Below are 25,011 nucleotides of genomic sequence, written 5' to 3' on the forward strand. Positions count from 1 at the left end.
CCTCCTGAATTTAGGTTGTTGATCGGCCTTGCCGCTGTTTGCCGGCTAACTGGGCCAGGGAACTGCGCCGGGAATCAGCCCGTTCACGCTCCAGGGGCAAGCCATCCTGCGGCGGTGAATCTGCTGCATCTTCCAGCAGAAATTCACAGAGATCTTTAATCGTCGGATACCTGAATAGTTCGATCATGGTCAGTCTACTTCCATAATCTTCCTGTAATTCGCGGAAGAGCGCAACCATACTGATCGAATCACCACCAAGATCGAAGAAGTTATCGTGCAGGCCAATATCCTGGCGGTTCAGAACTTTGTGCCAGGCATCCGCAATCTGCTGCAGCAACGGAGCTGATCCAGAGGGGAGTTCGCCAGTTGTCATAGCGGCCGCTTCATCGGTTTCCGGGAGCTGCGGTGCCAGAAGCGCAAGCGCTTTGCGGTCTACTTTGCCATTGGCTGTCAGCGGGAAATTCTCCAGCTCCAGTATAGCGGACGGCACCATGTATGAAGGCAATTTCTCTTTTAAATAAACGGTTAGGGCTTTGCCGATGTCCGGTTTGCTCTCCTTGGTTGTGGTTTTATTGGAAGAATAGAGGTTCATCTCTTCCACCTGTCCAGACAGAGTCATCTGCTCAGGCGTAATCCCGCCTCCAAGCAGGCAATGCAGATATACATCGTTACTACGCAGCCGGAACATTGGGCGGATGTGTTCGAAGCCCAGAGTCCCCATTTGAATTAAGCCAATTCCGTGTTCAGGACCTTTATCTTCCAGGAGCTGCGAGATGATCCCGGCTTCCATCATCGAATAGCCCAGGCCATCCTTCTGTCCATACATAGGGACGATTGCATCCATGCAGCCGATCAGGAAAATCTGGAAGGCCGAAGCTTCAAAAACTTCACGGTTCCCCGGTGCATGAATAGCAGCATCCATCCTTGGATGTTCTTCGAGCAGTACAAGCTGATGCTCCTTGCGGTTGTAATAATACAGCCCGCCAGGCAGATCCTCTACCGCTCCAGGCTTGAGATGGAAGTAGACCTGGACTGGATACAGCCCGCCTGCAGAACCATATTGGAACTTCGGAAAAGGAAGACCATCGAAAGTCCTTTGTGACAAAGCAGACGTAAATGCCCCGAATTGCTGCTGGGAAATCGGCTCCTTCACAAAGCTGCGGTAGCTGCGCCGCCGCAAGAATGGATCGTTACCTTCCTCTGCATCGCCCAGACTGTAGCTTTTACCGGATAGATTACTTCGCAATGCGGGTTCATTCAGCTTGAACAACATCCGGTCCACTGCCCCCGTAATCAATTCTTGCCCGGCCATCCCCGCGACACCGTAAGCCTGTTCACGGTCCACGGTCACATAGGCGGACAACCGTTTGCGTTCGCCTTCCCCCTGGCTGATTACGGTAGCCTCCTTGATATACGGATGGGATTTCAGGGCAGCTTCGATCTCGCCTAGCTCAATGCGATGCCCGCGTACCTTAATCTGCAAATCCTCCCGGCCCAGGAATTCTATATTTCCGTCCTCCGCATATCTCCCGAGATCGCCGGTGCGGTAGAGCCGCTGGCCGGTCAGAGGATGACGGATGAATCGTTCCAGGGTTCGCAGTTCATCCTGCCAGTAGCCCATAGCGAGGCCTTCTCCCCCAATATACAATTCCCCGCATACGCCAATAGGGCACTCCTCCATCCGTTCGTTCAGCACGTATACCCGTTGATTGGCGAGTGAACGTCCGTAAGGAATGCTGGTCCAGCCAGGCAACACCTCCTGAACCGGGTAAGCAATCGACCAGATGGCTGCTTCGGTGGCACCGCCTAATGAGACCACCTCAAGCCCTGGCTTCAACCGGCTGATTGCTTGAGGCAAGCCCAGCGGTATCCAGTCACCGCTAAGCAGAGCCAGACGCAGCGAGCTGCAGACTGGCGAATTCGTATCTTTGACCAGTTCCGTAAGCATGCTGAGGAGTGCAGGAACTGTATTCCAGAGGGTCACGCCTGTCCGGTTCATCAGCTCCAGCCAATGTGCAGGGTCCCGGAGATGATCCTTGTCTGGCAGAACGAGTGTGCCTCCTGCAGAGAGCATGCCGAAGATATCAAACACGGACAGGTCAAAGTTCAGCGCAGACAAGCCGAACATGACATCATGCGGTCCAACTTTATAAGTGTGAAGAATATCTTCAGTGGTATTGAGAACAGAGCGGTGATTGACCATGACACCTTTGGGAACGCCCGTGCTCCCTGAAGTGAACATAATATACGCCAGGCGGTCCGCCGCCTCCGGGTCCTCTGCTCCGTATTTGCCGTCCGGCTTGCACTGTCCGTTAAGAACAACGGGCATAAGCTGCGGCCAATCTGAGTGATCCAAATCGGGCTGAATGACGGCATTTGCGACCTGTCCAAGCCGCAGAAGCTCAGCTATCCGGGCTTGGGGAAGCGAGGCATCCACGGGCAGATACGCGCAGCCAGCCTTGAGAATCCCAAGAACGGCAGCAATCTGCTCCCAGCCCTTGTGCATCACAACGGCCACCGGTTCGCCCGGACGGGTTCCATTTAGGATAAGCTGACCAGCAACGTAATCGGCGTAGTCATTCAATTCGGAATAACTAAGCTGCCCTCCAGGGGAGATAAGTGCCACTGCGGACGGTCGTTGCCGTACATTGTTGTGGTAACGCTCCAGCAGTGATCCAGGTGACGGATTAGGCAGTAGTGGCCGGGTATGGAATGTTGCAACCTCATGAAGACGTTCGCGGTGCGGCATCCTGCGCGAAAGCTCCATACTCAGGGGCAGTGGTTCATCCCAGACTTGTGCTTCCTTAGCCAGCATGTCCAGCAGCTCGCAATACGCAGCGAACATCTCGTCCAGCATGCCGGCCGGGAACAGTTCATCTACAGAGTCCCAATTGAAATGCAGTTCCCCATCCCGTTCCAGCACCTGGTGATCCAGCCACACCTGAGGAGTCTGCGAGACACTGTAGCGATCCTCCTGCAAGGCCTGTGCGGGCTGGCCTTCGGGCGCAGCTTGTTCCGTCTGATTCAGAATGCTCGTGAAGATTACGGGTACAATCGCCTTCGATGGCTCTTTGTATTTGGCCAGCAGCTCCCTTGTCACCCGCACACCGCTGAAATAGCGGTGATCCATATCCTCAAGCAGCCTGCGCTGATGGCGCTGGGCCCGGCTGATGAAGGCACCCGGTTCGCGGTTGTCAATTTCCAGCAGAGTCAGGGAGGTGAAGTCCCCAATGACTTCGCCCACTTCGGGATGGATCGGCAGACGGTTGAATAAGGTCAGATTAAGGGCGAAATGCGCCTTGCGGCTCCATAACGTCAGCACCTCCGAAAAAGCAGTCAGTAAAGCCACCGTAGAGGTAATGCCATAACCTTCCGCTCTCTTTTTGAGCTGCTTCCAGTGTGGGGCGGAAATGACATGCTGCCGCCGTCTGAATTCCGGCTTCAGCACTTGGGACGGTTCCTTCACAAGTTCAAACTGCGGTCCCATTGGCAGGGAGTCCAGCCGGCCCTTCCAGTACGTCTCGGAGCGGCGGAATAATTCACTTTTTTCAATCTCTGCAGTAGCCAGCACATAATCGCGGAAGGACAAGGTCAGCGGCTCGAAGACATGTGCCGGATTTAGATAAAGTACAGAGAGCTCACGCAGCAGCAGCTCCAGGCTCCAGGCATCAGCGATTAGCAGATCGACGCTGATATGCAGCCGGACCCGGCCTTCAGGCAGCCGCGTCGCGCGGACATCAAACAACGGCCACTGGCAGCAATCGAGCACCTGGTGCGACATCTCTTCCCGAATAGACCGCACATGGGCGCTTCGCTCCTCTTTTCCAAAAGCGGTGATGTCATAGGAACGGATTATATAGCTGGGAACTTGAGGAAGAATCTGCTGCTGCCCATCCGGAAGAATCACCGAGCGAAGCATGTCATGCCGGTCAATCAGCGCTTGGAACGCCTGCTGGAACGTGCTTAGATTAAGGTCAGCGACATCATTTTCAAAATACATATGGGTCGATACATTTCCAAGCTCTAGGCCCTCCGAACGGCCGATCCAGTAGGCCTTTTGCACATCGGTCAGTGGAAAGGGATCATACCGCTCCGCCAAGGCAATCTGCACCTCGGGAAGATCAGTATACGCACTGATGCCTTGCCCGGCTTGCTCCGCTGCTAATGCAGCCAGATCGTCCACGGTAGGATGATCGAAAAATTGCTGGAGCGTAATTTCCGTACGGAAGGTCTTGTTCATCACAAACAAAATTTGGGTCGCCAGCAGGGAATGCCCGCCCAGCTCGAAGAAGGTCTCCTGTCCATCCGCGATCTCGAGCCCAAGGCTCTGCTCCCAGATTTCTTTGACTTTCTGCTGATAATAGTTGTTGTCTGCCGTTCTGTTCCCTTGGCGGCTGTCACTCTCAACATCTGCTGTGGCACGCCCGCTGGAAGGGCCGATCCAGAATACACCTCGTTCAAAAGGATAGGTTGGGAGCTCCAGCTTGCGTCTGCGTTCTCCTTCGTAATACAGCGCCCAATCCAGTTCAGCGCCTGCCAGCCATAATTGGGCGATTTCGCTTTGCAGCCAATATAGTCCGGGTGCTTGGCCTGCCGCTGCAATCTGCCCGTCGGATTGGCTGGGTTTGCCCAGGTTCAGGACATAGACCTGCTCCACCTGCACAGGTGCATGACCGGAAGTATGATCCTTTTCTTCGCTGTAGAGCTGATGTAAAGCATCCTCCAAGGCGCATTCGTCCTTCAACACCTGGCTGACCCAGTCGCCTATTCCGGTACCAACGATGGAAGAGGCTTGGATACCCCAGCCAAGGAACAGGCGGCCAAGCGCCAATTGCAGCGCAAACGACAACATTCTCCCGGTAGCGGAAGATGGTTCAGGTGCAAGGGCGGACCGAACATAATGTCGCAGGTCGAGTGGATATGAGCGGCGGATTTGGTCGGACAGCTCACTAATCAACTGCTGAAATGACGTATTCGATTCGTATAAATCGCGAGCCTCTTCTGCAGAGAGCACACAGCTTTGGGAGAAGCTTAAACAAACTGCCAGCTTGCCCTCCGCTGCAGATCCCTGACGTATAGTACCCGTTACACTCGCAGCCCTTAGCTGCTCCAGCAGATCGGTGCGCCCGCGAAAAACAATAGCTTTTGAAACGGCAAATACCGCCCGTCCTGTTTTAAGGGTATAGGCCATGTCGCTTAGATTAAGCTGCGGGTGTATTTCTATATGGGCCGCCATATTGGCGCACATCCGCTCCAGCGCACTTGCTGTCTTGGCCGACAGGACCAGAAGCTCGCAGCGGTTCTCTGCATCCCCTTCCGCCTGAACCGGTGCTTCTGTCAGCACCAAATGGGCATTGATTCCACCTAGTCCAAAGGAGCTGACTCCGGCATACCGCCCATGTGCCCCGGCATCCCAGTCAGCAAGCATATCATTTACGTAGAAGGGGCTGCTATGCTCCTCAAGCTTGGGATTCGGTGTCTCAAAATGAAGGCTTGCCGGAATTTTCCGGTGCTTGAGCGCCAAGGCTGTTTTGATCAGACCGGCTGCCCCAGAAGCCATCTCGACATGGCCGATGTTGGTTTTGGCCGAACCAATTGCACAAAAATGGTTGGAGCGCGCTGCTGCAAACGCTCTGCTTAGCGCCTCAAGCTCAATATCATCTCCAAGCGGCGTGCCGCTGCCGTGAGCTTCTACGTAGCTGATTGCATCCGGCTGGACTTGGGCGATGCTCATGGCTTCAGCAATGACCGCCGCCTGGCCATCTACACCGGGAGCAGCATAGCCGATCCGGTTAGCGCCGTCGCTGTTAATCGCCGAACCTTTGATTACGGCCTGGATCATATCTCCGTCCCGCAGTGCATCTTCAAGCCTTTTCAAGACGACGATTCCCAGGCCATTGCTGTATACAGTCCCAGTAGCCTCTGCGTCAAAAGCGCGAATCATCCCATCTGCTGCGGTCAGCCCTCCTTGGCGATGCAGATAGCCCGGAACTTGCGGAAATTTGAGCGTCACGCCCCCTGCCAGTGCAAGGTCGCATTGTCCGCTGAGCAGACTTTCACAGGCCAGATGCGTTGCTACGAGAGAAGTCGAACAAGAAGTTTGTACGGCAACGACAGGTCCGCAAATATTTAGGCGATAAGCAATTTGGGCGGTCATATGGTCCTTGTCATTGGCGATCATAAGCTGCAAATCACTGACGGATTCGTTCCGGTCCCTGTCCGCAAGCAAGTGGTTAATCAGGTAAGTACTGGTGCTGACTCCCGCGAACAAACCAATCAGTCCGGGATAATTCAGCGGGTTATACCCTGCCTTCTCCAGTACCTCCCAGGCGCTCTCCATAAAAAGCCGATGCTGCGGATCGGTGATTTCGGCTTCCCTGCTGGTCAGCTTGAAGAAGGCTGCATCAAATTTCTCGGTGTCCTTCAATGAAGTATTCACCGGGATCAGACCCTCGCTCCCCAAGCGGTTCAGGGGTTCTATGCCTGGTCCTGCTGGTGCTGGGCTTAGCTGAAGCGCATCCGTTCCACTAGCGAGAAGCTCCCAATACTGCTCCACGGAATCCACCCCGGGGAATCGGCACACCATGCTGACGATGGCGATATCATTGCTTAAATCCTGCTCCGACTGTTCCTTGCTCACTGTGTTTCCTCCCTTATGTTCAAAATCATCTGCGGCGCGTCTGTCTTGCTTGAAACCGTCTGTCTGCGCGGTCCACCGCTTTTTGCTCCATACCTGTAGGGGACTTGTCCACTGAAGCACTTCCGAAAAATTCAACCATCGCAGCGACGGAGGTATGTCTGAACAGCTCGATGATAGGAATCTCGCGGTTCAGCATCCCCTGCAGCTTCAATTGCATTTGAACCAGCTTGAGCGAATTGCCGCCAAGGTCGAAAAAATGCTCATCCCTGCCGATATGCGGACGGTTCAGCAGCTCCTTCCAAATGGAGATAATACCTTCTTCCAGTACGGATTGCGTCGGTCCCGCTGCGAGTTCAATCGTCTCAGGCAGAATGGCCAGGAGTGCTTTGCGGTCAGTTTTGCCGTTGGGAGTCAAAGGGAATTCTTCGAGAATGCTTATACTGTAAGGAACCATGTAGCCTGGAAGCCGGGAGCGCAGATGGGAACGCAGTGCAGCCGAGTCCGGCAAGGGTTGCCGTTCCGAACCGAGAACCACATAAGCGCGCAGACGTCTCGCGTCCTCCTCCCCTTCAGCAAGCACAGTAGCCTCTTGAACGCCGGGACAGGTCTTCAGGTTGCTTTCGATTTCACTTAACTCAATGCGGTAGCCGCTGATTTTGACCTGGAGGTCGTCGCGTCCAAGGAATTCAATGACCCCGTCTAATCCATAGCGGCCCCAATCCCCCGTCCGGTAGAGGCGTTCTCCGGTGATAGGCGAGATGACAAAGCGTTCAGCAGAGCGGATCTCATCCCGCCAGTAGCCGCTGGCAACGCCCAGACCGCCAATATATAACTCTCCCGGCACCGATACTGGACATTCTTCCATCCGTGCATTCAGCACATATACACGCTGGCCGGACATGGATAGACCATAGGGAATGTTGGTCCAAGCCGGATCGACAGTGTGAACCGGGAACTGAATCGACCAGATCGCTGCTTCGGTTGCCCCGCCAAGCGCAATAACCTCGGCCTGAGCACTCAGGCAGCGAATAGCTCCCGGAAGAGTAGAAGGAATCCAGTCTCCGCTCAGCAGGCACAGTCTGAGGGAATCCAGCCGTACTTCAGATGCGGCATACATCAATAGCATGTTCATGAAGGCGGGAACGCTGTTCCAGACCGTAACCCGGTGCTTCTGCATTAGCTCCAGCCAGTGTGCTGGATCGCGCAGCCGCTGCGGCTCTGGCAGCACAAGTGTGCCTCCTGCCGCTAAGCAGCCGAAGATGTCGAATACGGACAAATCGAAGCTTAGCGAAGAAAGGCCAAGCACGACATCCTGCGGGTTCAGCCCATGGCTGCGGTTAATGTCGGTCAACGTATTAACCGCGGCTATATGGCTGATCATCACCCCTTTAGGCGTTCCTGTACTGCCGGAAGTGAATAAAACGTAGGCCAGTTGCTCGCCTATTCCGTCCGTATTGCCTCCATATTCCGGCGTCTCTTCGTTTCCAGTATTTTCGTTGACCTCTATGGTCTTAATACCGGTAGTGGCCCAATCATCTACAGGGACAGAGGACTGGACCAGTACCACTTGAACCTGTCCGAGCTCCAGCAGCTCTCCAATGCGGTAGGCAGGCAGACCTGCATCTACCGGCAGGTAGGCAGCTCCGGCCTTTAAGATCCCTAGGACCGCCGCCACCTGCTCCCAGCCTTTTTCCATCACTACGGCAACCAATGTCTCCGGCTGTATGCCATACGCCACCAACTGATGCGCTATAGCATTGGCTTTGTGGTTCAACTCTCCGTAAGAGAACGTATATCCGCCCACAAGCAGAGCCGGAGCATTGGGCTGAGTACGGGCCATCCGCTGAAAGCCATGATGCAGGGCAATGTCCTGCGTCTCCTGTTTGTGTTGGTGCCGTGCGTCAATTTCCGCCAGTCTCAGGCGGTGTGCGAATCCGGCTGAACCCGAATCGGCCAGCGGCAGGGCCTGCTCCCAGGCCTCTTTTTCTTCTGCCAAACGGCGCAGCAAGCTTCCATAGATGGCAAACATCTCATCCAGCACTCCCGGCGGGAACTTGCTCAGGGCCGCGTCCCAATTGTAGTGAAGCTCGCCGTCCCGTTCAGCTACCTGGTGATCCAGCCATACCTGAGGTGTCTCCGACAGACTGCGTGCTTCCGTCTCAGATTCATTCCTCCGCTGGAAGATCTGATCAAATCCGGCTGTCGTCCTCTCCCTGTCAGACAAGTCCAGCAGGCTTGTGAACACCACCGGAACTGGTTCACTCAGAATGCTGTGGGCCATAAGCTGTTCTGTCACACGGATGCCACTGTAAAGGCGGTGATCGAGATCGGTCCACAGACGCTCCTGGAGCTGTTCAGCCCTGCTGCCAAAAGGAAGAGGGTCACGGTAATCGACCTCCAGCAGACTGATGGTTGTGAAATCGCCAACCAAATGTTCCATTTGCGGATGCAGCGGGAGACGGTTAAACAGCGTTAGATTCAACAAGAAATGCGGCTGCTTTGCATACAGCGCAAGCACTTCCGCATAACAGGCGAGCAGCAATGCGGAGGAAGTTAACCCCCGTCTGCGTGCCGCCGCCGACAGTTTTGACCAGAGACTGGCCGGCAGAACGGCCTTCCAGCGCTTGAATTCCTGCCGCTTCAAGCCTTGAGAAACCGCAACAGGCAACTGCGGACCGGCCGGTAGGCGGGGAAGTCGCTCTTGCCAATAGGTCTGCGCCATTCTATAACGGTCTGCAGAGGTTACGGACAGCAAGGACAGCACATAATCACGGAAAGTTGCTTCCAGTGGTGGCAATTGGGCCGTTCCGGCATACAGCGCAGCCAGTTCCTCCAGAATAATCCGAAAACTCAGCGCATCGGCGATCATAAGGTCAAAGCTAATATGCAGCCGGGTCAGTCCTTCGGGCAGCCGGGTCGCTTCAATGGCGAACATCGGCCAGCTGCCGGTATGAATGGTCTGCGACATCACTTGACGAATGTCGTCCAGCCGTGAGACGCGCTCCGCTTCGGAGCAGCCGCTTGCGTCTGCCATTCTCACCGGGTAAGGCGGGACCTCTTCCAGAATCTGCTGCATGCCGTCCGGCATGACCATTGCCCGCAGCATAGGATGCCGCTTTACAAGCGTCTGGAAGCACTGTTCGAAACGTTCAATATCAAGACCCGCAAACTCCATCTCCTGATAGACATGAGTGGCGGCATTGCCTGTCCGTCTTCCGCTCCAATAGGCCATCTGTACTTCGGTCAAAGGAAAAGGTTCAAAGGCTTCTTGCGGTGACACTGTAAATTCGGGTAAGTCCACTCTGGCTGAGCTTCCCGTCTCTGACAAAGGTGTCACCACAGCCGCATCCAGTTCAGTTGCCATGTTGGCAATGGTGGAGGCGATAAGCAGTTGGCGGAGCGTCAGCTCCACCTGCATCCTGGAGCGGATTTCAGTCAGCAGCTTGACAGCCAACAAAGAATTACCGCCCAAATCAAAAAAATGATCGTGTATTCCGACGCTGGTCAGGTTCAGCACCTCCCCCCATACCTCGGCGAGCCGGATCTCAGTTGTGCTTCGCGGCGCTGTGTAACTGCGGGTTAACAACGCCTTGTCCAGTGGCAGCCGTGCAAGGAATTGCCGGTCTACCTTGCGGTTTGGTGTCAAAGGCAGCTCAGCAAGCTTAACAAAACGTGCCGGGATCATATAACTGGGAAGCACCTCGCGGAGTGTTTCCTTCCAGTCTGCTTCGTCAGGAATGGCCTCCTTGCCAGAGGCTGAAGGGGACGGCACCCAATACGCAGCCAGCAGGTGTTCTCCCTGTCCGTCGTCGCAAGCGACCACGGCGCTTGCCGCAATCTCTGGCTGAAGGTTCAACTGCTGTTCAATCTCAGAAGGCTCGATGCGGAAGCCCCGCAGCTTGAACTGCTGGTCCTTACGGCCGAGATAGACCATTTCTCCTCCAGGCAGCAGCCGGACCCGGTCCCCCGTATTGAATAGCCGCCCTCCCGCCTTGTCCAGCGGGTTCATGATGAACTTCTGCGCGGTCAGCTCCGGCTGACGGTGATAGCCGTCCGTTACGCCGTCACCTCCGATGTGCAGTGTGCCTTCGGCTCCGAATGGCACAAGAGCCAGCGCTTCATCCAGGACCAAGCAGGTTGTACGTCCGATCGGTCTGCCAATCGGGACTTTGTGCAGGAGGTCATCCGGCGTAAGCTTGTGGGCCAGAGACCATACCGCCGTTTCGGTGGGACCGTACAGATTCCATACCGCTTTACCCCGGTGCAACAATTGTGCAGCAAGCTCCGGCTTCAGTTCCTCACCACCGCAGAGTACAGTCATGTGCTCTGAACCCTTCCAGCCCTCTGCCAGCAGCAGCCGCCACAATACCGGTGTTGCCTGCATAAAGGTCGGCTTATAACGATTCATATTCTCCATAAGCAGTCCTGGATCGCTGCTGCTTCCCTCCTGTGGGAAGATCACCGTTGCCCCTGCGGATAATGGCAAAAACAGTTCGAGCAAGAAAATATCAAACGAGCATGTCGTCACAGACAACAGCGAATCCTCGGATGTCACATGCAGCAGATCCTGCATGGCATATAGGAAATGGACCGCATTCCGGTGAGTCACGGCTACCCCTTTGGGCTGGCCTGTACTCCCGGAGGTATAAATCATATAAGCGTGATGCGGTTTTTCAGATGCCTTGGAGTCAGATAGAGCACGATTAGTCTGCCAACACGGGCTGCCTGGGCTGATGTCGCAGCAGCGATGGTTGCCGAACCGCTCGGCTTCCGCAGGATGATCTACCAGAATGCAGTCCAGTTCGGCGTGGCCCGCGATGTATTGCAGCCGCTGCTCTGGAAAGGCCGGGTCGAGCGGAACATAAGCGCTGCCGCTGATCAGAATGCCCAGGATGCCTGCCGCCAGCTCGAACGAAGGACGGGCACAGATGCCAACGCGGTGGCCCGGCCCTGCGCCGACTGAGAACTGCAAATAGGCTGCTAACCGCTCTGCCGCCCCATATAATTCGGCATAAGTATAGGAACGAGGGCCGCATACAATAGCCGCGGCCGACGGACTAGTTGCGGCTTGCCGCTCCACCAGTGAATACAGAGTCGATCGCTCCGGGTAAACAACACCCGGGCCGATGCCTGCCCTTCGCAGCTCCGCTTCTTCAAACGGAGAAATCAATGGAAGCTGCGGGAGCGTCTGCTGCGCTTTCGCCGGCAAATGCCCAAGCATCCAGACATAGTTGGCGAGCAGTCCTTCTGCTATTCTTTTGTCATAGAGATCGGTGTTGTATTCCAGCATTACATCCAAATGGTGGAGATGCTCGATAACTTCCAGTGTGATATCGAATTTAGCAGATGGCTGAGTCCACTTCTGCGGCGTGCAGACAGCACCGTCCAGTTGATCCAATGACAAGCCGCCTTGCTGAAAGATAAAAAAGAGCTGGAATAAAGGCGAATATGCCATGTCCCGGGGCGGATTCAATGCATCCAGTACATGCTCGAACGGGATTTCCTGAGCTTTCAGAGCTCCAAGCACTGTCTGCATGGTCAGTTGCAGGACCTCTGTGAAGCTGCCTGCTTCGCGGATATCCGTTCTTAACACCACATTGTTCACGAAGCAGCCCAGCATCTCTTCGGTTTCTTCCCGGCATCTTCCCGCCGTCGGAGTGCCGACCACAACATCTCCCCTGCCGGTATATCTGTACAGCAGCACGTTAAAGGCAGCCAGTACAGTCATGAAGAGCGAGGCGCCTGCAGACCTTGCGAGAACTCTGAGCGCTTCAAGCTCTTCCGCTTCGATCCGCAGCGTGCAGCTATCTCCGCCCGAGGTCAGCAAGCTCGGGCGCGGGCGGTGGGAAGGAATTGTATAGAAAGGATCTGCGCCCTGCAGCTGCTCCTTCCAGTAATGCAGACCTTCCGTCAGCATCTCTGCCTGCATCCATTCTCTCTGCCAGCAGGCATAATCGGCATAGTCGTATTCACGCTGATTATGCGGTGGGCTCTGACCTTTGCATAATACGTTATAGAGCTGCACCCATTCTTCTGTAAGCAATCTAAGCGACCAGCCATCGGCAACAATATGATGAATGACGAACACAAGCATGTGGTCATCCTCTGCCAGCTCGTACAATCCGGCGCGTAGCAATGGCGGCTTGCCGAGATCAAACGGCTGCGTAAGCAGCGGCTGAGCCGCTTGTTCGACCTGGCGCAGCCGCTCCGCTTCTGATGCCCCTGTGATCTTGACCTGCAGCAGCGGAATGGCGCTGTCAGCGGCGATGTGCTGCTGCGGCCTCCCCTCTGTGGCGGTGAATGAGGTCCGGAAGCTCTCGTGCGCGGCCGCCAGCAGGTGCAGGCTGGCTTCCAAATACCCCTTCTTAAGAGCACCGGTAATTCGGATTGCCTGATGCAGATGATAACTGGAGGCGGTGCCGCCGAGCTGTTCCATCAGCCATAAACGCTCCTGGCTGTAGGACAACGGTAATCCATTGCCATCGCGTGTTTGTTTTTCCAAGGGGATTTGCAGCACAGGAATGCCCCGTTCACGCATTTGCAGCCGGAACCATTGTTTTTGCTCAGGCGACAATGAGGATAAGGCTACTTGTTCGGCCATTACCCCTTCCCTCCGCTCGGTTTGAGTTTGTCCTCTGCAAGGCTGCTGGCGATTTCGCCACTGCTCATAGCAGCCATTTCCTGGAACAAACTTGCAATGGATTGCTCCTTGCGGGTCCCTCCGGAGGTGTTCTCCAGCACTTGAGCCATTCCGCTTACGGTCGGGTGCAGAAAGATGTTCTCGATGGACAGTTGTACGCCCAAAGCTTGCCGAATCCGGTCAAGCACCTGGGTGGCCAGCAGCGAATGACCTCCCAGCTCGAAAAAGTTATCATCCACACCCACCGGTTGAATATGAAGCTCCCGTTCCAAAATCTCCACAAGCTGCTGCTCAATGCTCCCCTCCGGCGCACGGTACGCTGCCGTTACTTTGGGGCGGGCATGGTGTGATCCGGTTTGACGTTGCTCGGGAATGGAACTGAACGGTACGGATTTTCCGGATGTTTGAGTCCCTGGGCCAACCATGGCATTTGAGCCGGACGGGGCAGCTTCGGGATATACCCAGTAGCTCTGCCGGGAGAATGCATACGTTGGCAGCGGAACCCGTCGGCGCGTCTCATTTCCGAAATAAAGTCCCCAGTCCAGATCTGCACCACATACCCATAGGTTGGCTATAGCCTGTGCCAACACCCGCGTGTCCTCGTCCTGTCCGTGGACAGAACGCAAGGCGGGCACCCACACACTGTCTTCAGCCGCTGCCGGGTTCTGCCGCCCCAGACCACATAATGTGGAGCCTGGTCCTAATTCCACAAACAACCGGTTTCCTTCGCGCAGCAGGGCCCCAAGTCCATCCATAAAGACAACCGGGTCGAGAATATGCCGGGTCCAGTACTCGGGATCGATAGCCTCCTCAGCCTTCAGCCAGGTACCGGTAAGACAGGACATTATTGGAACAGAGGGTTCCTTTAATTCCACCTGCATCAACAACTCACGGTAAGCGGCGACCATCGGCTGCATCAGCGGCGAATGGAAGGCATGAGAGGTGGATAGTTTTTTACTAAAAACCCCTTCTTCCGTCAGCCGCTGCTCCAGTTCGGCAATGGCGGCCTCTTCTCCCGACAACACGCATAGACCTGGGCTGTTGACCGCTGCCAGCGTAATTCTCTCTTGAAGATATCCGTTTACTGCCTCACGGCTGAGCCCAACTGCCAGCATCGCTCCTCTTTCGGTCCGTGACATCCACTCTGCCCTGCGGCAGACCAGCATAACGGCATCTTCGAGACGGAACACACCTGCGATTGCGGCTGCGGCGTATTCTCCCAGACTATGGCCGATCATGGCCTGTGGACGAAGTCCCCGGCTGATCAGGAGCTGGGTCATAGCGTACTCAACAGCAAATAACAGCGGCTGGGTAAGCGCGGTCTCGTTCACATTCAGTGTTTGCGGGTGATTCTTAACGGATTGCATCAATAGCTTGATATCCATCCCCGTCAGGCTTTGGATCTGCACTGCGCAGCGGTCGTAATACTCGCGAAATACCGGCTCAGCAGCATATAGGCCTGCCGCCATCCCCATATATTGCGAGCCTTGCCCCGTGAACATAAACACCAGAGGACGGTTCCTGGAAGGACTTTCTCCCTGGTATACCGCTTGCGGGTCGGCCGCTTCCATTGCCAGGACAGCTTCTTCCTGCGTGGAGCAGACCACAGCCGCCCTGATCCCAAAAGCCTGCCGGCCAACCGACAGTGTATATGCCACATCCGCTAGTTCAGTCTGCGTCTCTTCGCGCAAATAGTGCTGCAGTCGGGACAGATTACCAGCCAGGGAGGTCTCGGATTTCGCTGAGACCGGAAGGATATTCCACCCCGGCGCGGCTGGTGCGCTGTACATACGTGGACCCTCTTCAAGGACCACGTGGGCATTGGTGCCGCCCATACCGAGCGAGCTCACTCCGGCGCGGCGCGGGTAGGCTTGCTCGGGCCAATCCGTAAGCCCTGTATTTACGTAAAAAGGACTCCCGTCAAAGTCAATCGCCGGATTAGGGCGCTCATAATTCAGCGTCGGCGGAATTTGCTTGTGGTGCAGCATGAGCGTCGCTTTGATAAAGCCGGCAATGCCGGCGGCAGAATCGAGATGCCCTATGTTCGTCTTGACCGAACCGATCGGGCAATACCCGCGCTGATTCGTGCCAAGGCGGAACGCTTGGGTCAACGCCTCTATTTCAATGGGATCTCCCATTCGGGTGCCGGTGCCATGCGCTTCAACGTAACCGATCGTCTGCGGGTGAACCTCTGCCAGCGCCTGGGCCGAAGCGATGACTTCGGATTGTGCGCCTACGCTTGGCGCGGTATAGCTAATTTTATCCGCTCCGTCATTGTTGACGGCAAACCCCTTGATGACAGACCAGATATGATCCTTGTCGCGGATCGCTTCATCCAGCCGTTTCAGCACGACAAGACCGTAACCGTTGCCCGGAACAAATCCGCTGCTGTTCTCGTCAAAAGCGCGGCAGTGCCCATCCGCCGACATAATTCCTCCAGGCTCATGCAGGTAGCCTGCACGTTCAGGCGGGCCAACCGTGATGCCGCCAGCCAGTGCCATGTCACATTGATAGGTCAACAGGCTCTGTGCTGCCATGCAGACCGAGACCAGAGAGGTGGACGACGAGGATTGCACCGCCATAGACGGGCCTTTGAGGTTCAGGCGATAGGAGATCGTTGTAGCCATACTATCCTTGTCATTGCCGATGGCTGCCTGCAAATTGCCGGTGGCCAGCATTTTTTGAATATGCGGATAGAGGTTCAGGAACAGATATGAGCTCATGCTTTTTCCGGCAAAAACGCCCACGGAGCCTCCGCATTCCGAGGATTGGTAGCCGGCATGCTCCAGCGCTTCCCAAGCACATTCGAGCATCATCCGATGCTGGGGGTCCATAAGCTCCGCATCCTTGGGATTGATCCCGAAAAAAGTGGCATCGAATTCATCGAGCTGGCCGATTTCCCCTTTGGCCCGGACATAATTCGGCTGACTCAGTATTCCGGGGTCAATGCCTGCCTCCTCCAGTTCCCGGCTGGAGTAATGGGAAATACACTCTTTTCCCTCGGTCAGATTCCGCCAGAAGGCCTCCAGGTTCTCGGACTGAGGGAACCTTCCCGCCATGCCGATGACCGCAATTTCATTTCCGTTATAAGGATACTCAGGATGACTCATAGCATCTATTCCTCCTTCTCTGTGGTGCTGCGAACCGCTACGGAAGAAGCTGTTTTCCGGTAACGGAGAAATGCGTTTTTTTGCTTCGCGGCCGTCTCGTAAATGTCAGTCCCCAGAGCATCGCGCGAGCCTTCGCTGAGATATCCGGCAAGTGAACGGACCGTCGGGTATTTGAACAAATCCACCAGCGTCAGCGGAACGGGAAATTCCCGGCTGAGCCGGTCATGCACTTTGGCGAGCAGCAGCGAATGTCCGCCCAGATCAAAAAAGTTGTCTTCCACGCCAAAGTGCCGGAGCTGAAGAATCTCCTCCCAGACCTTTGCGATGGTTTTCTCTGTGGCGGTCTGGGGCTGTTCATAGGCGGCCCCGTTACGGGCAAGGCTCTCGCCAGGCTGCGGAAGGGCAGAAACCTCCAGCTTGCCATTGGCATTGTAGGGAATACGCTCCAGTTGAATATAAGCAGCGGGCTTCATATATGAAGGAATCCGCGACTCCAGCCAATGCGCCAATTGCTGACCGATAATGCTCGCTTGGCTGCGGACCGTATAGTACGCGATCAGCCGCAGGTTGCCTTCAAAATCGGGCTGAGGGTGCACGGCCGCCTCTTCGACTTCCGGGAAAGTGCACAAATGCCGCTCCACTTCACTTAGTTCAATCCGGTACCCGCGGATTTGGACCTGCCGGTCGCTCCGGCCGATAAAGGCAAGCTCGCCGCCGGGAAGCAAATATCCGGTATCCCCTGTCAGAAGCAGCCGCTCGCCTTGGCGGAATGGATGGGGAACAAATGCCGCTTCGGTCAAGTCACGACGATTCAAATATCCACGGGCCAATCCGTGTCCAGAGATGCAGATTTGTCCCTTCACCCCAATCGGAACCGGCCGTAGATGAGAGTCCAGCACATAGACTTGCTGATTGGCTACCGGTCTGCCCAGTGAGGTGGAAACAGCTTGCCCCCCATCCTGGTCGGGCTTCAGTAACTTATACGTACTGCACACGCCGGATTCTGATAGTCCATACCCGTTGGCAATGTCCATTCCGCGCAGCCTGTCCACATGTGTGGGCAGCAGAGTCTCTCCACCACTCAGAATGAGGCGAAGCAGGGAATAGGTTCCGCCGTCACTATTCAAACGCCGAACCATGGAGGGTACGGTGCTGAGGATCGTAATGTGATGCCGCTCCATGTAGGCCCGCAGCTTGCCCGGGTGCAGCACTGTTTCGGTATCCGGCAAGACGAGAGTCCCTCCGGCAGCCAGAATCGGCAGCGATTCTCCGATGAAACTGGCTGAAGCAACCGATGTAATGGGCAGCAGACGATCCAAGTCCGTCGCCTGGTACGATGAAAGAAAGGAGTGGACCAGATTGTCGATGCTGCGCCGCTCCAGAAGGACTCCTTTAGGAACCCCTGTCGAGCCGGAAGTAAAGATGATAAAAGCGAGCGCCTGCGGCGATAATCCATTGTCCGGTCCCCGCTCGTCCTGCTCACCGAACACTGGGATCTGTTCCTCCAGCAAGATTACTCGTTCTGGCGGGAGCGACAGCAACTCGGAATGGACGGCATCACTAAGTGCATACACGTCGCCAAGCTCCTCCACCATCTGCCGGATACGTTCCCGGGGCATCGCAGGATCAACGGGCACCACTGCTCCTCCTGCTTTGGATACGGCAAGTGCAGCCGCCACAAAACGTCCCGAGGAGGGAAGGCAGACGATCACCGGCGTCTCCGCGTGCAGGCTTTTGTCCATAAGCTGTGCCGCAAGACGGTTCGCCCACTGGTTCAGGCCGCGGTAACTAAGTGCATGTTCTCCCTCAAGCACCGCGCATTTCTCTGGAGTTTGGACAGCTCTGCGCTCAATCCACCTTACAAATCCATGTTCCGGTATTGGCTGCTCTGTTTCATTCCATGTCCGTAAAATCATCTTTTCTTCTGAGGCCTCCAGCAGATTAAGCCGTCCAAGCGTCTCCTGCGGATCGTCCAGAGCTGCCACCGCCAGCCGGATAAAATGCCCAATCATTCGTCTCATCGTTGCTCTTGTGAACAGATCGGAGCTGAATTCAAAAGTCCCCCGCAGTGCTCCGTCCTCCTCCCAGCAGGATACGGACAGATCATTCTGGGCAACCCCAATGTCCAGCGGGACGGCTGACAAGCGGAGACCTTGCGCTTCCATAACAGGTATCTCCAGATTATCGAGCTGAAACATGGTCTGAAAGACGGGCTGTACGCTTCGCTCGCGGTCCGGGTTCAGTCTCTGGACAAGCAGATCGAACGGCAGGTCCTGATGGTCAAAAGCCAGCAAAGCCTCTTCCTGAACGCTCCTTGCATAGTCTATAAAAGACAGGTCGTCCCGCGGCTGCGTACGGACTACCACAGTATTCACGAACATCCCTATCAGCGGCTCCAGCTCGGTTCTTGTCCGTCCGGCTACCGGCGTGCCGACAAGCAAATCTTCTTCTGCACAGTAGCGGAAGAGCAGCGTCTTTAAGACGGTCAGCAGGAAATGAAACACCGACAAGCGTTCCTTCCGGCAAAAGCTGCCAATGCGCTCATACACGTCAGGCTCTATCCGAAACGACTCCATCCCTCCCAAGCCCGACATGGAGCTTGGCCGTTTAAAATCGGCGGGTATGTCCAGCATAGGAGGCGCACCTTCCAGCTTATCCAGCCAGAATGCCAGATCCCGTGCATACGCCGTCTCTTCGCTCCGGCTCTCAAGCCACCGTACATAGTCCCGGTACTGGATCGTAAGCGGCTGCAAGTCTGGAGCTGTCCGGTTCAACTCTGCTTCATACAGATGTGTGAAGTCACGAAGGAGAATCCCCTTGGACCAGCCGTCCGCTACAATATGGTGCATGCGGATGATCCAGATATGCTCCTGCTCACTCACCTGCAGCAGTGTAAAAGAAATTAGCGGATCATGCTCCAGGTCTATCGGACTGCCTGCAATACGTGTGATTTCGGCATGCAGCCATTCGGAAGAAGTGGCTTTGCCACCGCCCTCCGCTTCCAATATTTCAAAAGCTAAGTCTCCTGCGTGTGGACAGGCGCACGGTTCGCCCTGGTGCAGTCTGTAATTCACGTTCAGCAGTTCGTGGCGCTCCAGCAGGGAGCGCAGTGCTGCCCGCATACAGTCCGTGTCGAGGTTCCCTTCGATCTTCAGCACCGCGCTGTTATTGAAGGCGGCACTGCCCGGATGCAGCTGCTGGAGGAACCAGATCCCGCGCTGCGCGGGGGACAAACCGAAGGAACCAGACTCTCCTGTACGGGGAATCACGGTGTGCTTGTGCCCCGGAACTGAAATGCCTTTGTTGCGCAATAATCTGTCATACAGCTCATTGTTTATCATCTTCCATTCCGCCCCCTTAGCTTTGTGCGGCCTTACCTCCGTGGATGGCAAGCAGAAGGTTCCGGTCTGCCTTGCCGTTTGGTTTCAGTGGGATTTCATCCATCCAGATGATCTCTGTCGGAATCGCATACGCAGGCAAATACATAGCAAGCTCGGCGCGCAGCGCCCGCAGCTTGTCCTGTTCCGGAATGGGCTCCGCGCCCGCAGCTGCAACCACAAAAGCGGTTAGGAATTGTTCCCCGGCATCACCTATGCGCACCCCGGCAACGGCGGCTTTTACCTGGGCTGCACGGAGCAAACAGCTCTCCACTTCACCCAGCTCAATGCGGAGTCCCCGCAGCTTGATCTGATCGTCCTCCCGTCCGGCGTACATAACCTCCCCCTCCATAGTCCATAAGGCGAGATCGCCTGTACGGTACATGCGCTGTCCGGGTTCATAGGGATTGGGCACGAATCTCTCCAGCGTTAGCTGTGGCTGGTTCAGATATCCGCGTGCCAGCCCCACTCCTGAGATATATAGCTGTCCCGTCTCTCCAATAGATGCATGAGTCAAATCATCCCTCAGAATATACAAGCGGATGTTGTCAATGGGGCGTCCGATGGGAACTGGCTGGTCCAGAGAATCCCGTTCACAGACATGATAGGTGACATCAATCGCCGCTTCCGTTGGACCATATAGATTGATCAACTTAACTCCTTGTTCGGGCGGGAAGGTATGGTAGAACTGACTGACCAGCGGGACGGTCAACGCTTCTCCGCTGCAAAAGACATACCGCAGGCTGCGCAAGCGTTCCAGTGCAAAATCGCTGCCGATATATTCAAGGAACAAACGCAATACGGAGGGAACAAAATGAATGACAGTGATCCCTGTTTTCTCGATCAGTCTCACGAACATGCGCGGATCATTCTCTTTGCGCGGCTGCAGAAGACAGACCGCAGCGCCTGTGGTTGACCACCAGACCAGTTCCCAGACCGAGACATCAAATGTATATACTGTTTTTTGGAACAGGATATCTTTGTGGGTAATGGGGAAGGTTTTTTGCATCCATTCGATCCGGTTGGTCAAGGCATCATGTTCCACAAGCACACCCTTGGGGTTGCCGGTGGAACCGGAAGTATAGATTACATAAGCCAGGTCACCTGGCTCTGGTCCGTCCGGCAGATTCGTCTCGGGCAGATCACGGTCTGCCAGACTATCTAGCGGGACCCATTCTGCTGTTGCAGGCAGCACAGACGGACGGGAAACGCCTCCCTCCGTAATGACCCAGCCCGGGGCGCTGTCAGACAGCATGGTCTGCAGCCTCATCGGCGGACTCTCCAGATCCAGCGGCAAATACGCGGCTCCGGCTTTGAATACACCGTATATGGCAACCAGCATGTCAAAAGAACGCTCAAGCATTAAGGCGACAATCGCCCCGTTTCCGGCACCGCTTGACCGCAGCGCATGAGCCAGCCGGTTCGCCGCACGGTTCAATTCCCCGTAAGTGTAGATTGCCTCCTTCACGTATACAGCAGGTGCGAGTGGTTGCTCCGCCGCGCGTGCTTCAAACTGCTGGACAATGGTGGTGTCCTGTGAATAAGGCGTAGCGGTATCGTTAAAGCCGCGCAACGTATGCAGCAATTCGTTCTCTACAGTAGGCAGACTCATTCCGGTTCCCTCCTTGCAATGGCAGTAATCTCTGCTTGCCGCTCCACGCCGGTCTTTTCCTTGATCTGCAGCCATCGAAGCTCCCGTTCACTGTCCGGGGTACGCTTATCTTCAAACACAGCCTGCAGCATGGATATTGCCAGGGCAACATGCTCTTCTCCAAGTGCTATTTCCCCTTGATCAAGCTCATGCTTCATCCGTTTGACTTGCGTATACAGCTCCAAGGACGGCATAACCGGAACATCAGCCTGGTTGTTATTGCGGGTGGTCATGGCATGGGTTAGACACATGCTTATTGCTTTAAGCCGCAACTCTGCGGCGGGCGGGCTTGTCTCAGCCTTGTGCCTGGGCACAGGAGTGGCTGAAGAAGCGGCTATGTGATCTCTAATGGTCATCCGGTCCACCTTTTCATCATGGGCATATACACGGGTCTGCTCAGAAATTTCGGGCATCAGTGTTTTGAGGATGTTTTGCGGACCCATTTCAATGAATGTCTGAACACCGTTCTCCAGCAGATACATGATGGAGTTCTGCCACAGCACCGGTTTGTATAGCTGCTGCGCCAGCAGCCCCTGCATCTCCTGGATAGATGTATAAGGCCGTCCGGTTACATTGGACAGAAGCTGACATGCCGGAAGGCTCCAGTTATACTTGAGCAGTTCCTCCGTCATTTCAGCCGCTCTCGGCTGCATTAGAGCACAATGATAAGGGGCGCTTCCGATCAAGTGGCTGATCTGTGCATAATCTGACGCTTCTGTTACCCGCTGCTCCAGCTCCGCCAGTGCAGCGTCTTGACCGGAAACCGCGATCTGGCTGCGGGAGTTCTGACAGGCAATGCTGACCTCCCGCCCCTCGGCTTGCAGTTTCAGGCACAGCAATGCGACTTGCGCAGGATCAACCGATTTCATAATACTCATGGCACCGCCCGTGGCTTCCATAACCTCTTCCGCCAGACGGGCACGGAAGCGGACCAGCATCAGCCCGTCCCTGAAGGACAAGGCACCGCTGCAAATCAGTGCGGAATATTCGCCCAGACTGTGTCCCGCCATGTAGGCTGGAAGCGGTCCGCCTTGCTCCCGGTATAGGCGGTAATGGGCAACACTCGCCGCACAGACGGCCGGCAGCATATGCCCAATCCGGTTCAGCTTGACCGTGCTGCCCTCCATCATCATCCGGGATAATTCAAAACCGAGAATGTCATCTGCCTCATGCAAGGTGTCCTGCACCATAGGCGAGGATTCATAGAGGCTCCGCATCATTCCTTTATATTGGGACCCTGATCCAGGGAATAATAAAGCCAGGTCTGCTCGATTGTTCATCCGATCCTCACCCTTCTGCCAAAGATGCGGCATAGTGTCACAAACGGAAGGTGCGTGCGATTTGCAGCTCATGCATCTGTGAAGTCCCCTCAATAATCTCCATAATCTTGGCATCCCGGTAGAACCGTTCTACCGGATTGCCGCTCATACAGCCTGAAGCGCCGTGTATTTGCAGGGCATGATCTGCTGCATGGACAGCCGTTTTGGAAGCATGGTACTTGGCGATCAAGGTCTCTGTGATGGCCGCCGGATCACCTTGCTCCCGCAGTCTCCCAGCGGCGGCACACAGCTCGCGGGCGGCTTTGGACTCGGTAATCATTTCGCTGAGCATCTTCTGCACAAGCTGATGCTTGCGCAGGGGTTCACCGAACTGGAACCGCTCACCGGCATACTGGATGCTTTGCTCCAGACAGGCCTGTGCCAACCCGACGCTGCCGCAGGCGGTGGTGTAACGGCCTTCGTCCAGCGCATAGTTCGCCACATGGGTGAAGCCGAAGCCGATTTTGCCAACCAAATTATCCACAGGCACACTGCAATGCTCGAAGGTCAGCTCCGCAACCATATTGGCCCTCAGCCCCATCAACCCCCGCATTGGATCAATCTGCAAACCGGGAGTTCCCCGTTCCACCAGTACAGCGACCCCGCGTCCGTTCAAGCGGGCGAACACCAGGAACAAATCGGCGATTTGCCCGAGCGTGATGTACTTTTTGCGGCCATTCAGGATGATTTGTCCATCTTCCTGAACCGCTTCCGTCTCCAGCTTGGCAATATCGCTTCCCACCATCGGTTCGGTGATTGCAATCGCCGGGATTACCCCGCCAGCCGCGATGGCGGGCAGCCATTTTTGCTTCTGGGCTTCCGACCCAAACCGCGCCAGCGGTTTGCAGACCATGCCGAACACAGTACAGGCATTCTGCACCGAGGCATATCCGCGGCCCAACTCCTCATGAATGGCTCCAAGTGTGGCGTAGTCGACGGCAGTTCCCCCATATTTTTCTGGAATCGCAAGGCCTGTAAGTCCTTCGGCTGCCATCTCAGTGAACAATGCGCGCGGAATCTCCTGCTCCTGATCCATCTGGGCGGCCTGCGGCAGGATGTGCGTGTCAACAAACTGGCGGATGGTAAGGGCGGTAGGGACGGAGGTCGCTTTTAGTGGCGTAGTCATTAGATTTCAGCTCCCGTAGGTTGATGGCGTTCAATCAGAACTACCAGATCGCGGACTGTCTTGATATTGTCCATATCCAAATCCTCTTCTTCCAGCTCCAGATGAAAGGTCTTCTCGATAAACATAATCAACTGGATCATGAACAGGGAATGCACAAGGCCCAGCTCCAGGATGTTATCGTCCTCCTTAAGTTCCTTGGTACGCAGCGAGCGGGTAAGAAATGAAGTCACCTGTGCTTTGATTTCCTCATGATTCATAGGGATCAGCCTCCTGTAATCAATTGTAAGAATAAAAACCCTGACCGGATTTCATACCGTGTAGCCCGGCATCGACCATTTTTTTTAGCAAGGGACAAGGGCGGTATTTACTGTCGTTATAACCTTCGTACAGCACATCAAGTGACTTGAGAATAGTATCCAGACCAATGAGGTCGGCTGTCTGCAAGGGGCCCATCTTGTGCCCGAAACACTGTTTGAACAAAATATCAATGTCCTCCGAGGAAGCCACCTGCTCCTGCACCATGAAGATGGCCTCATTGACAAAAATCATCATCGCCCGGTTTGTCACAAACCCGACCGAGTCGTCAACGACTACACTTTGCTTGCCGAGGGTTCCCAGCATTTCCTGCGTCATCTGCAGTGTCTCCGGGGTGGTATGGTATCCTTTGATCACCTCAACCATAGGTTTGAGCGGCACCGGATTCATGAAATGAATCCCGACAACCCGCTCAGGGCGTTCCACCAATGCAGCAACTCGGGTGATTGAAATCGCCGACGTGTTGACCCCCAGAATACAATCCTTCGCGCAGACCTTGTTAAGCTGTTCGTATACCGCCTGCTTGATTTCCCAGCTCTCGGTCACATTCTCCACCACGAACGAACACGCAGCGAGCGCTTCGATCTCTTGGGTGAAGTGGATGCGGTCCAGCACCACCTCGGCACGTTCCCGCGGGGCCACACCCGTCATCATTTTCTGAAAACGAAGGCTCTCCCGGATCTTCTCCCGGGTTCTGCGCATCTGCGCTTCGGATACATCTACAACTACCGTGTCGTACCCCCCTTGAGCGAAGACCTGGGCTACGCCGCTTCCCATCACACCTGAGCCTACAACGCCAATCCTCTGTTCCATCGTTCTTCCTCCGTCCTGAA

9 protein-coding genes are annotated in these 25,011 nt (G+C 55.4%); all 9 read right to left on the reverse strand.

Features of this window, described 5'->3' with window-relative positions; translation table 11 throughout:
• Window positions 1-10: 10 nt before the first annotated feature.
• Genes ACQ76X_RS24200 through ACQ76X_RS24240 form a run of 9 tightly spaced genes read right to left on the reverse strand, consistent with a single transcriptional unit; the run spans window position 11 to window position 24,991 of the window.
• Window positions 11-6,640: an amino acid adenylation domain-containing protein gene (locus tag ACQ76X_RS24200; protein WP_438496281.1), complete on the reverse strand. Its 6,630-nt coding sequence runs from the start codon at window positions 6,638-6,640 to the stop codon at window positions 11-13.
• 25 nt (window positions 6,641-6,665) lie between these two features.
• Window positions 6,666-13,241, reverse strand: coding sequence for an amino acid adenylation domain-containing protein (locus tag ACQ76X_RS24205; RefSeq protein ID WP_438496282.1), 6,576 nt, complete (start codon window positions 13,239-13,241; stop codon window positions 6,666-6,668).
• Complete coding sequence (locus tag ACQ76X_RS24210; protein ID WP_438496283.1) at window positions 13,241-16,390, reverse strand: type I polyketide synthase; 3,150 nt, start codon at window positions 16,388-16,390, stop codon at window positions 13,241-13,243. The genes ACQ76X_RS24205 and ACQ76X_RS24210 overlap by 1 nt, the downstream gene beginning before the upstream one ends.
• 5 nt (window positions 16,391-16,395) lie before the next feature.
• The gene (locus ACQ76X_RS24215; RefSeq protein WP_438496284.1) at window positions 16,396-19,731 is read right to left on the reverse strand and encodes a non-ribosomal peptide synthetase; all 3,336 of its coding nucleotides are present in this window, start codon (window positions 19,729-19,731) and stop codon (window positions 16,396-16,398) included.
• Window positions 19,732-19,747: 16 nt separating this feature from the next.
• Complete coding sequence (locus tag ACQ76X_RS24220; RefSeq protein WP_438496285.1) at window positions 19,748-21,379, reverse strand: non-ribosomal peptide synthetase; 1,632 nt, start codon at window positions 21,377-21,379, stop codon at window positions 19,748-19,750.
• Complete coding sequence (locus ACQ76X_RS24225) at window positions 21,376-22,698, reverse strand: ACP S-malonyltransferase (RefSeq protein WP_438496286.1); 1,323 nt, start codon at window positions 22,696-22,698, stop codon at window positions 21,376-21,378. Before ACQ76X_RS24225 ends, ACQ76X_RS24220 begins: the two co-directional genes overlap by 4 nt.
• A gap of 37 nt (window positions 22,699-22,735) precedes the next feature.
• Window positions 22,736-23,863 (reverse strand): acyl-CoA dehydrogenase family protein, encoded by a 1,128-nt coding sequence (locus ACQ76X_RS24230; protein WP_438496287.1) that lies wholly within the window; start codon window positions 23,861-23,863, stop codon window positions 22,736-22,738.
• The gene (locus ACQ76X_RS24235; protein ID WP_438496288.1) at window positions 23,863-24,120 is read right to left on the reverse strand and encodes an acyl carrier protein; all 258 of its coding nucleotides are present in this window, start codon (window positions 24,118-24,120) and stop codon (window positions 23,863-23,865) included. Before ACQ76X_RS24235 ends, ACQ76X_RS24230 begins: the two co-directional genes overlap by 1 nt.
• Before the next feature lie 19 nt (window positions 24,121-24,139).
• The gene (locus ACQ76X_RS24240) at window positions 24,140-24,991 is read right to left on the reverse strand and encodes a 3-hydroxyacyl-CoA dehydrogenase family protein (protein ID WP_438496289.1); all 852 of its coding nucleotides are present in this window, start codon (window positions 24,989-24,991) and stop codon (window positions 24,140-24,142) included.
• Window positions 24,992-25,011 lie beyond the last annotated feature (20 nt).

The organism is Paenibacillus sp. IHBB 3054 (assembly GCF_051594305.1).
GTDB lineage: Bacteria > Bacillota > Bacilli > Paenibacillales > Paenibacillaceae > Paenibacillus_AQ.

What these genes read in the sequence shown, in the direction of transcription:
- ACQ76X_RS24205 (WP_438496282.1), bottom strand. Translation starts at nt 13,241, where the DNA reads ATGGCCGAACAAGTAGCCTTATCCTCATTGTCGCCTGAGCAAAAACAA.
- ACQ76X_RS24210 (WP_438496283.1), bottom strand. Translation starts at nt 16,390, where the DNA reads ATGAGTCATCCTGAGTATCCTTATAACGGAAATGAAATTGCGGTCATC.
- ACQ76X_RS24215 (WP_438496284.1), bottom strand. Translation starts at nt 19,731, where the DNA reads ATGATAAACAATGAGCTGTATGACAGATTATTGCGCAACAAAGGCATT.
- ACQ76X_RS24220 (WP_438496285.1), bottom strand. Translation starts at nt 21,379, where the DNA reads ATGAGTCTGCCTACTGTAGAGAACGAATTGCTGCATACGTTGCGCGGC.
- ACQ76X_RS24225 (WP_438496286.1), bottom strand. Translation starts at nt 22,698, where the DNA reads ATGAACAATCGAGCAGACCTGGCTTTATTATTCCCTGGATCAGGGTCC.
- ACQ76X_RS24230 (WP_438496287.1), bottom strand. Translation starts at nt 23,863, where the DNA reads ATGACTACGCCACTAAAAGCGACCTCCGTCCCTACCGCCCTTACCATC.
- ACQ76X_RS24235 (WP_438496288.1), bottom strand. Translation starts at nt 24,120, where the DNA reads ATGAATCATGAGGAAATCAAAGCACAGGTGACTTCATTTCTTACCCGC.
- ACQ76X_RS24240 (WP_438496289.1), bottom strand. Translation starts at nt 24,991, where the DNA reads ATGGAACAGAGGATTGGCGTTGTAGGCTCAGGTGTGATGGGAAGCGGC.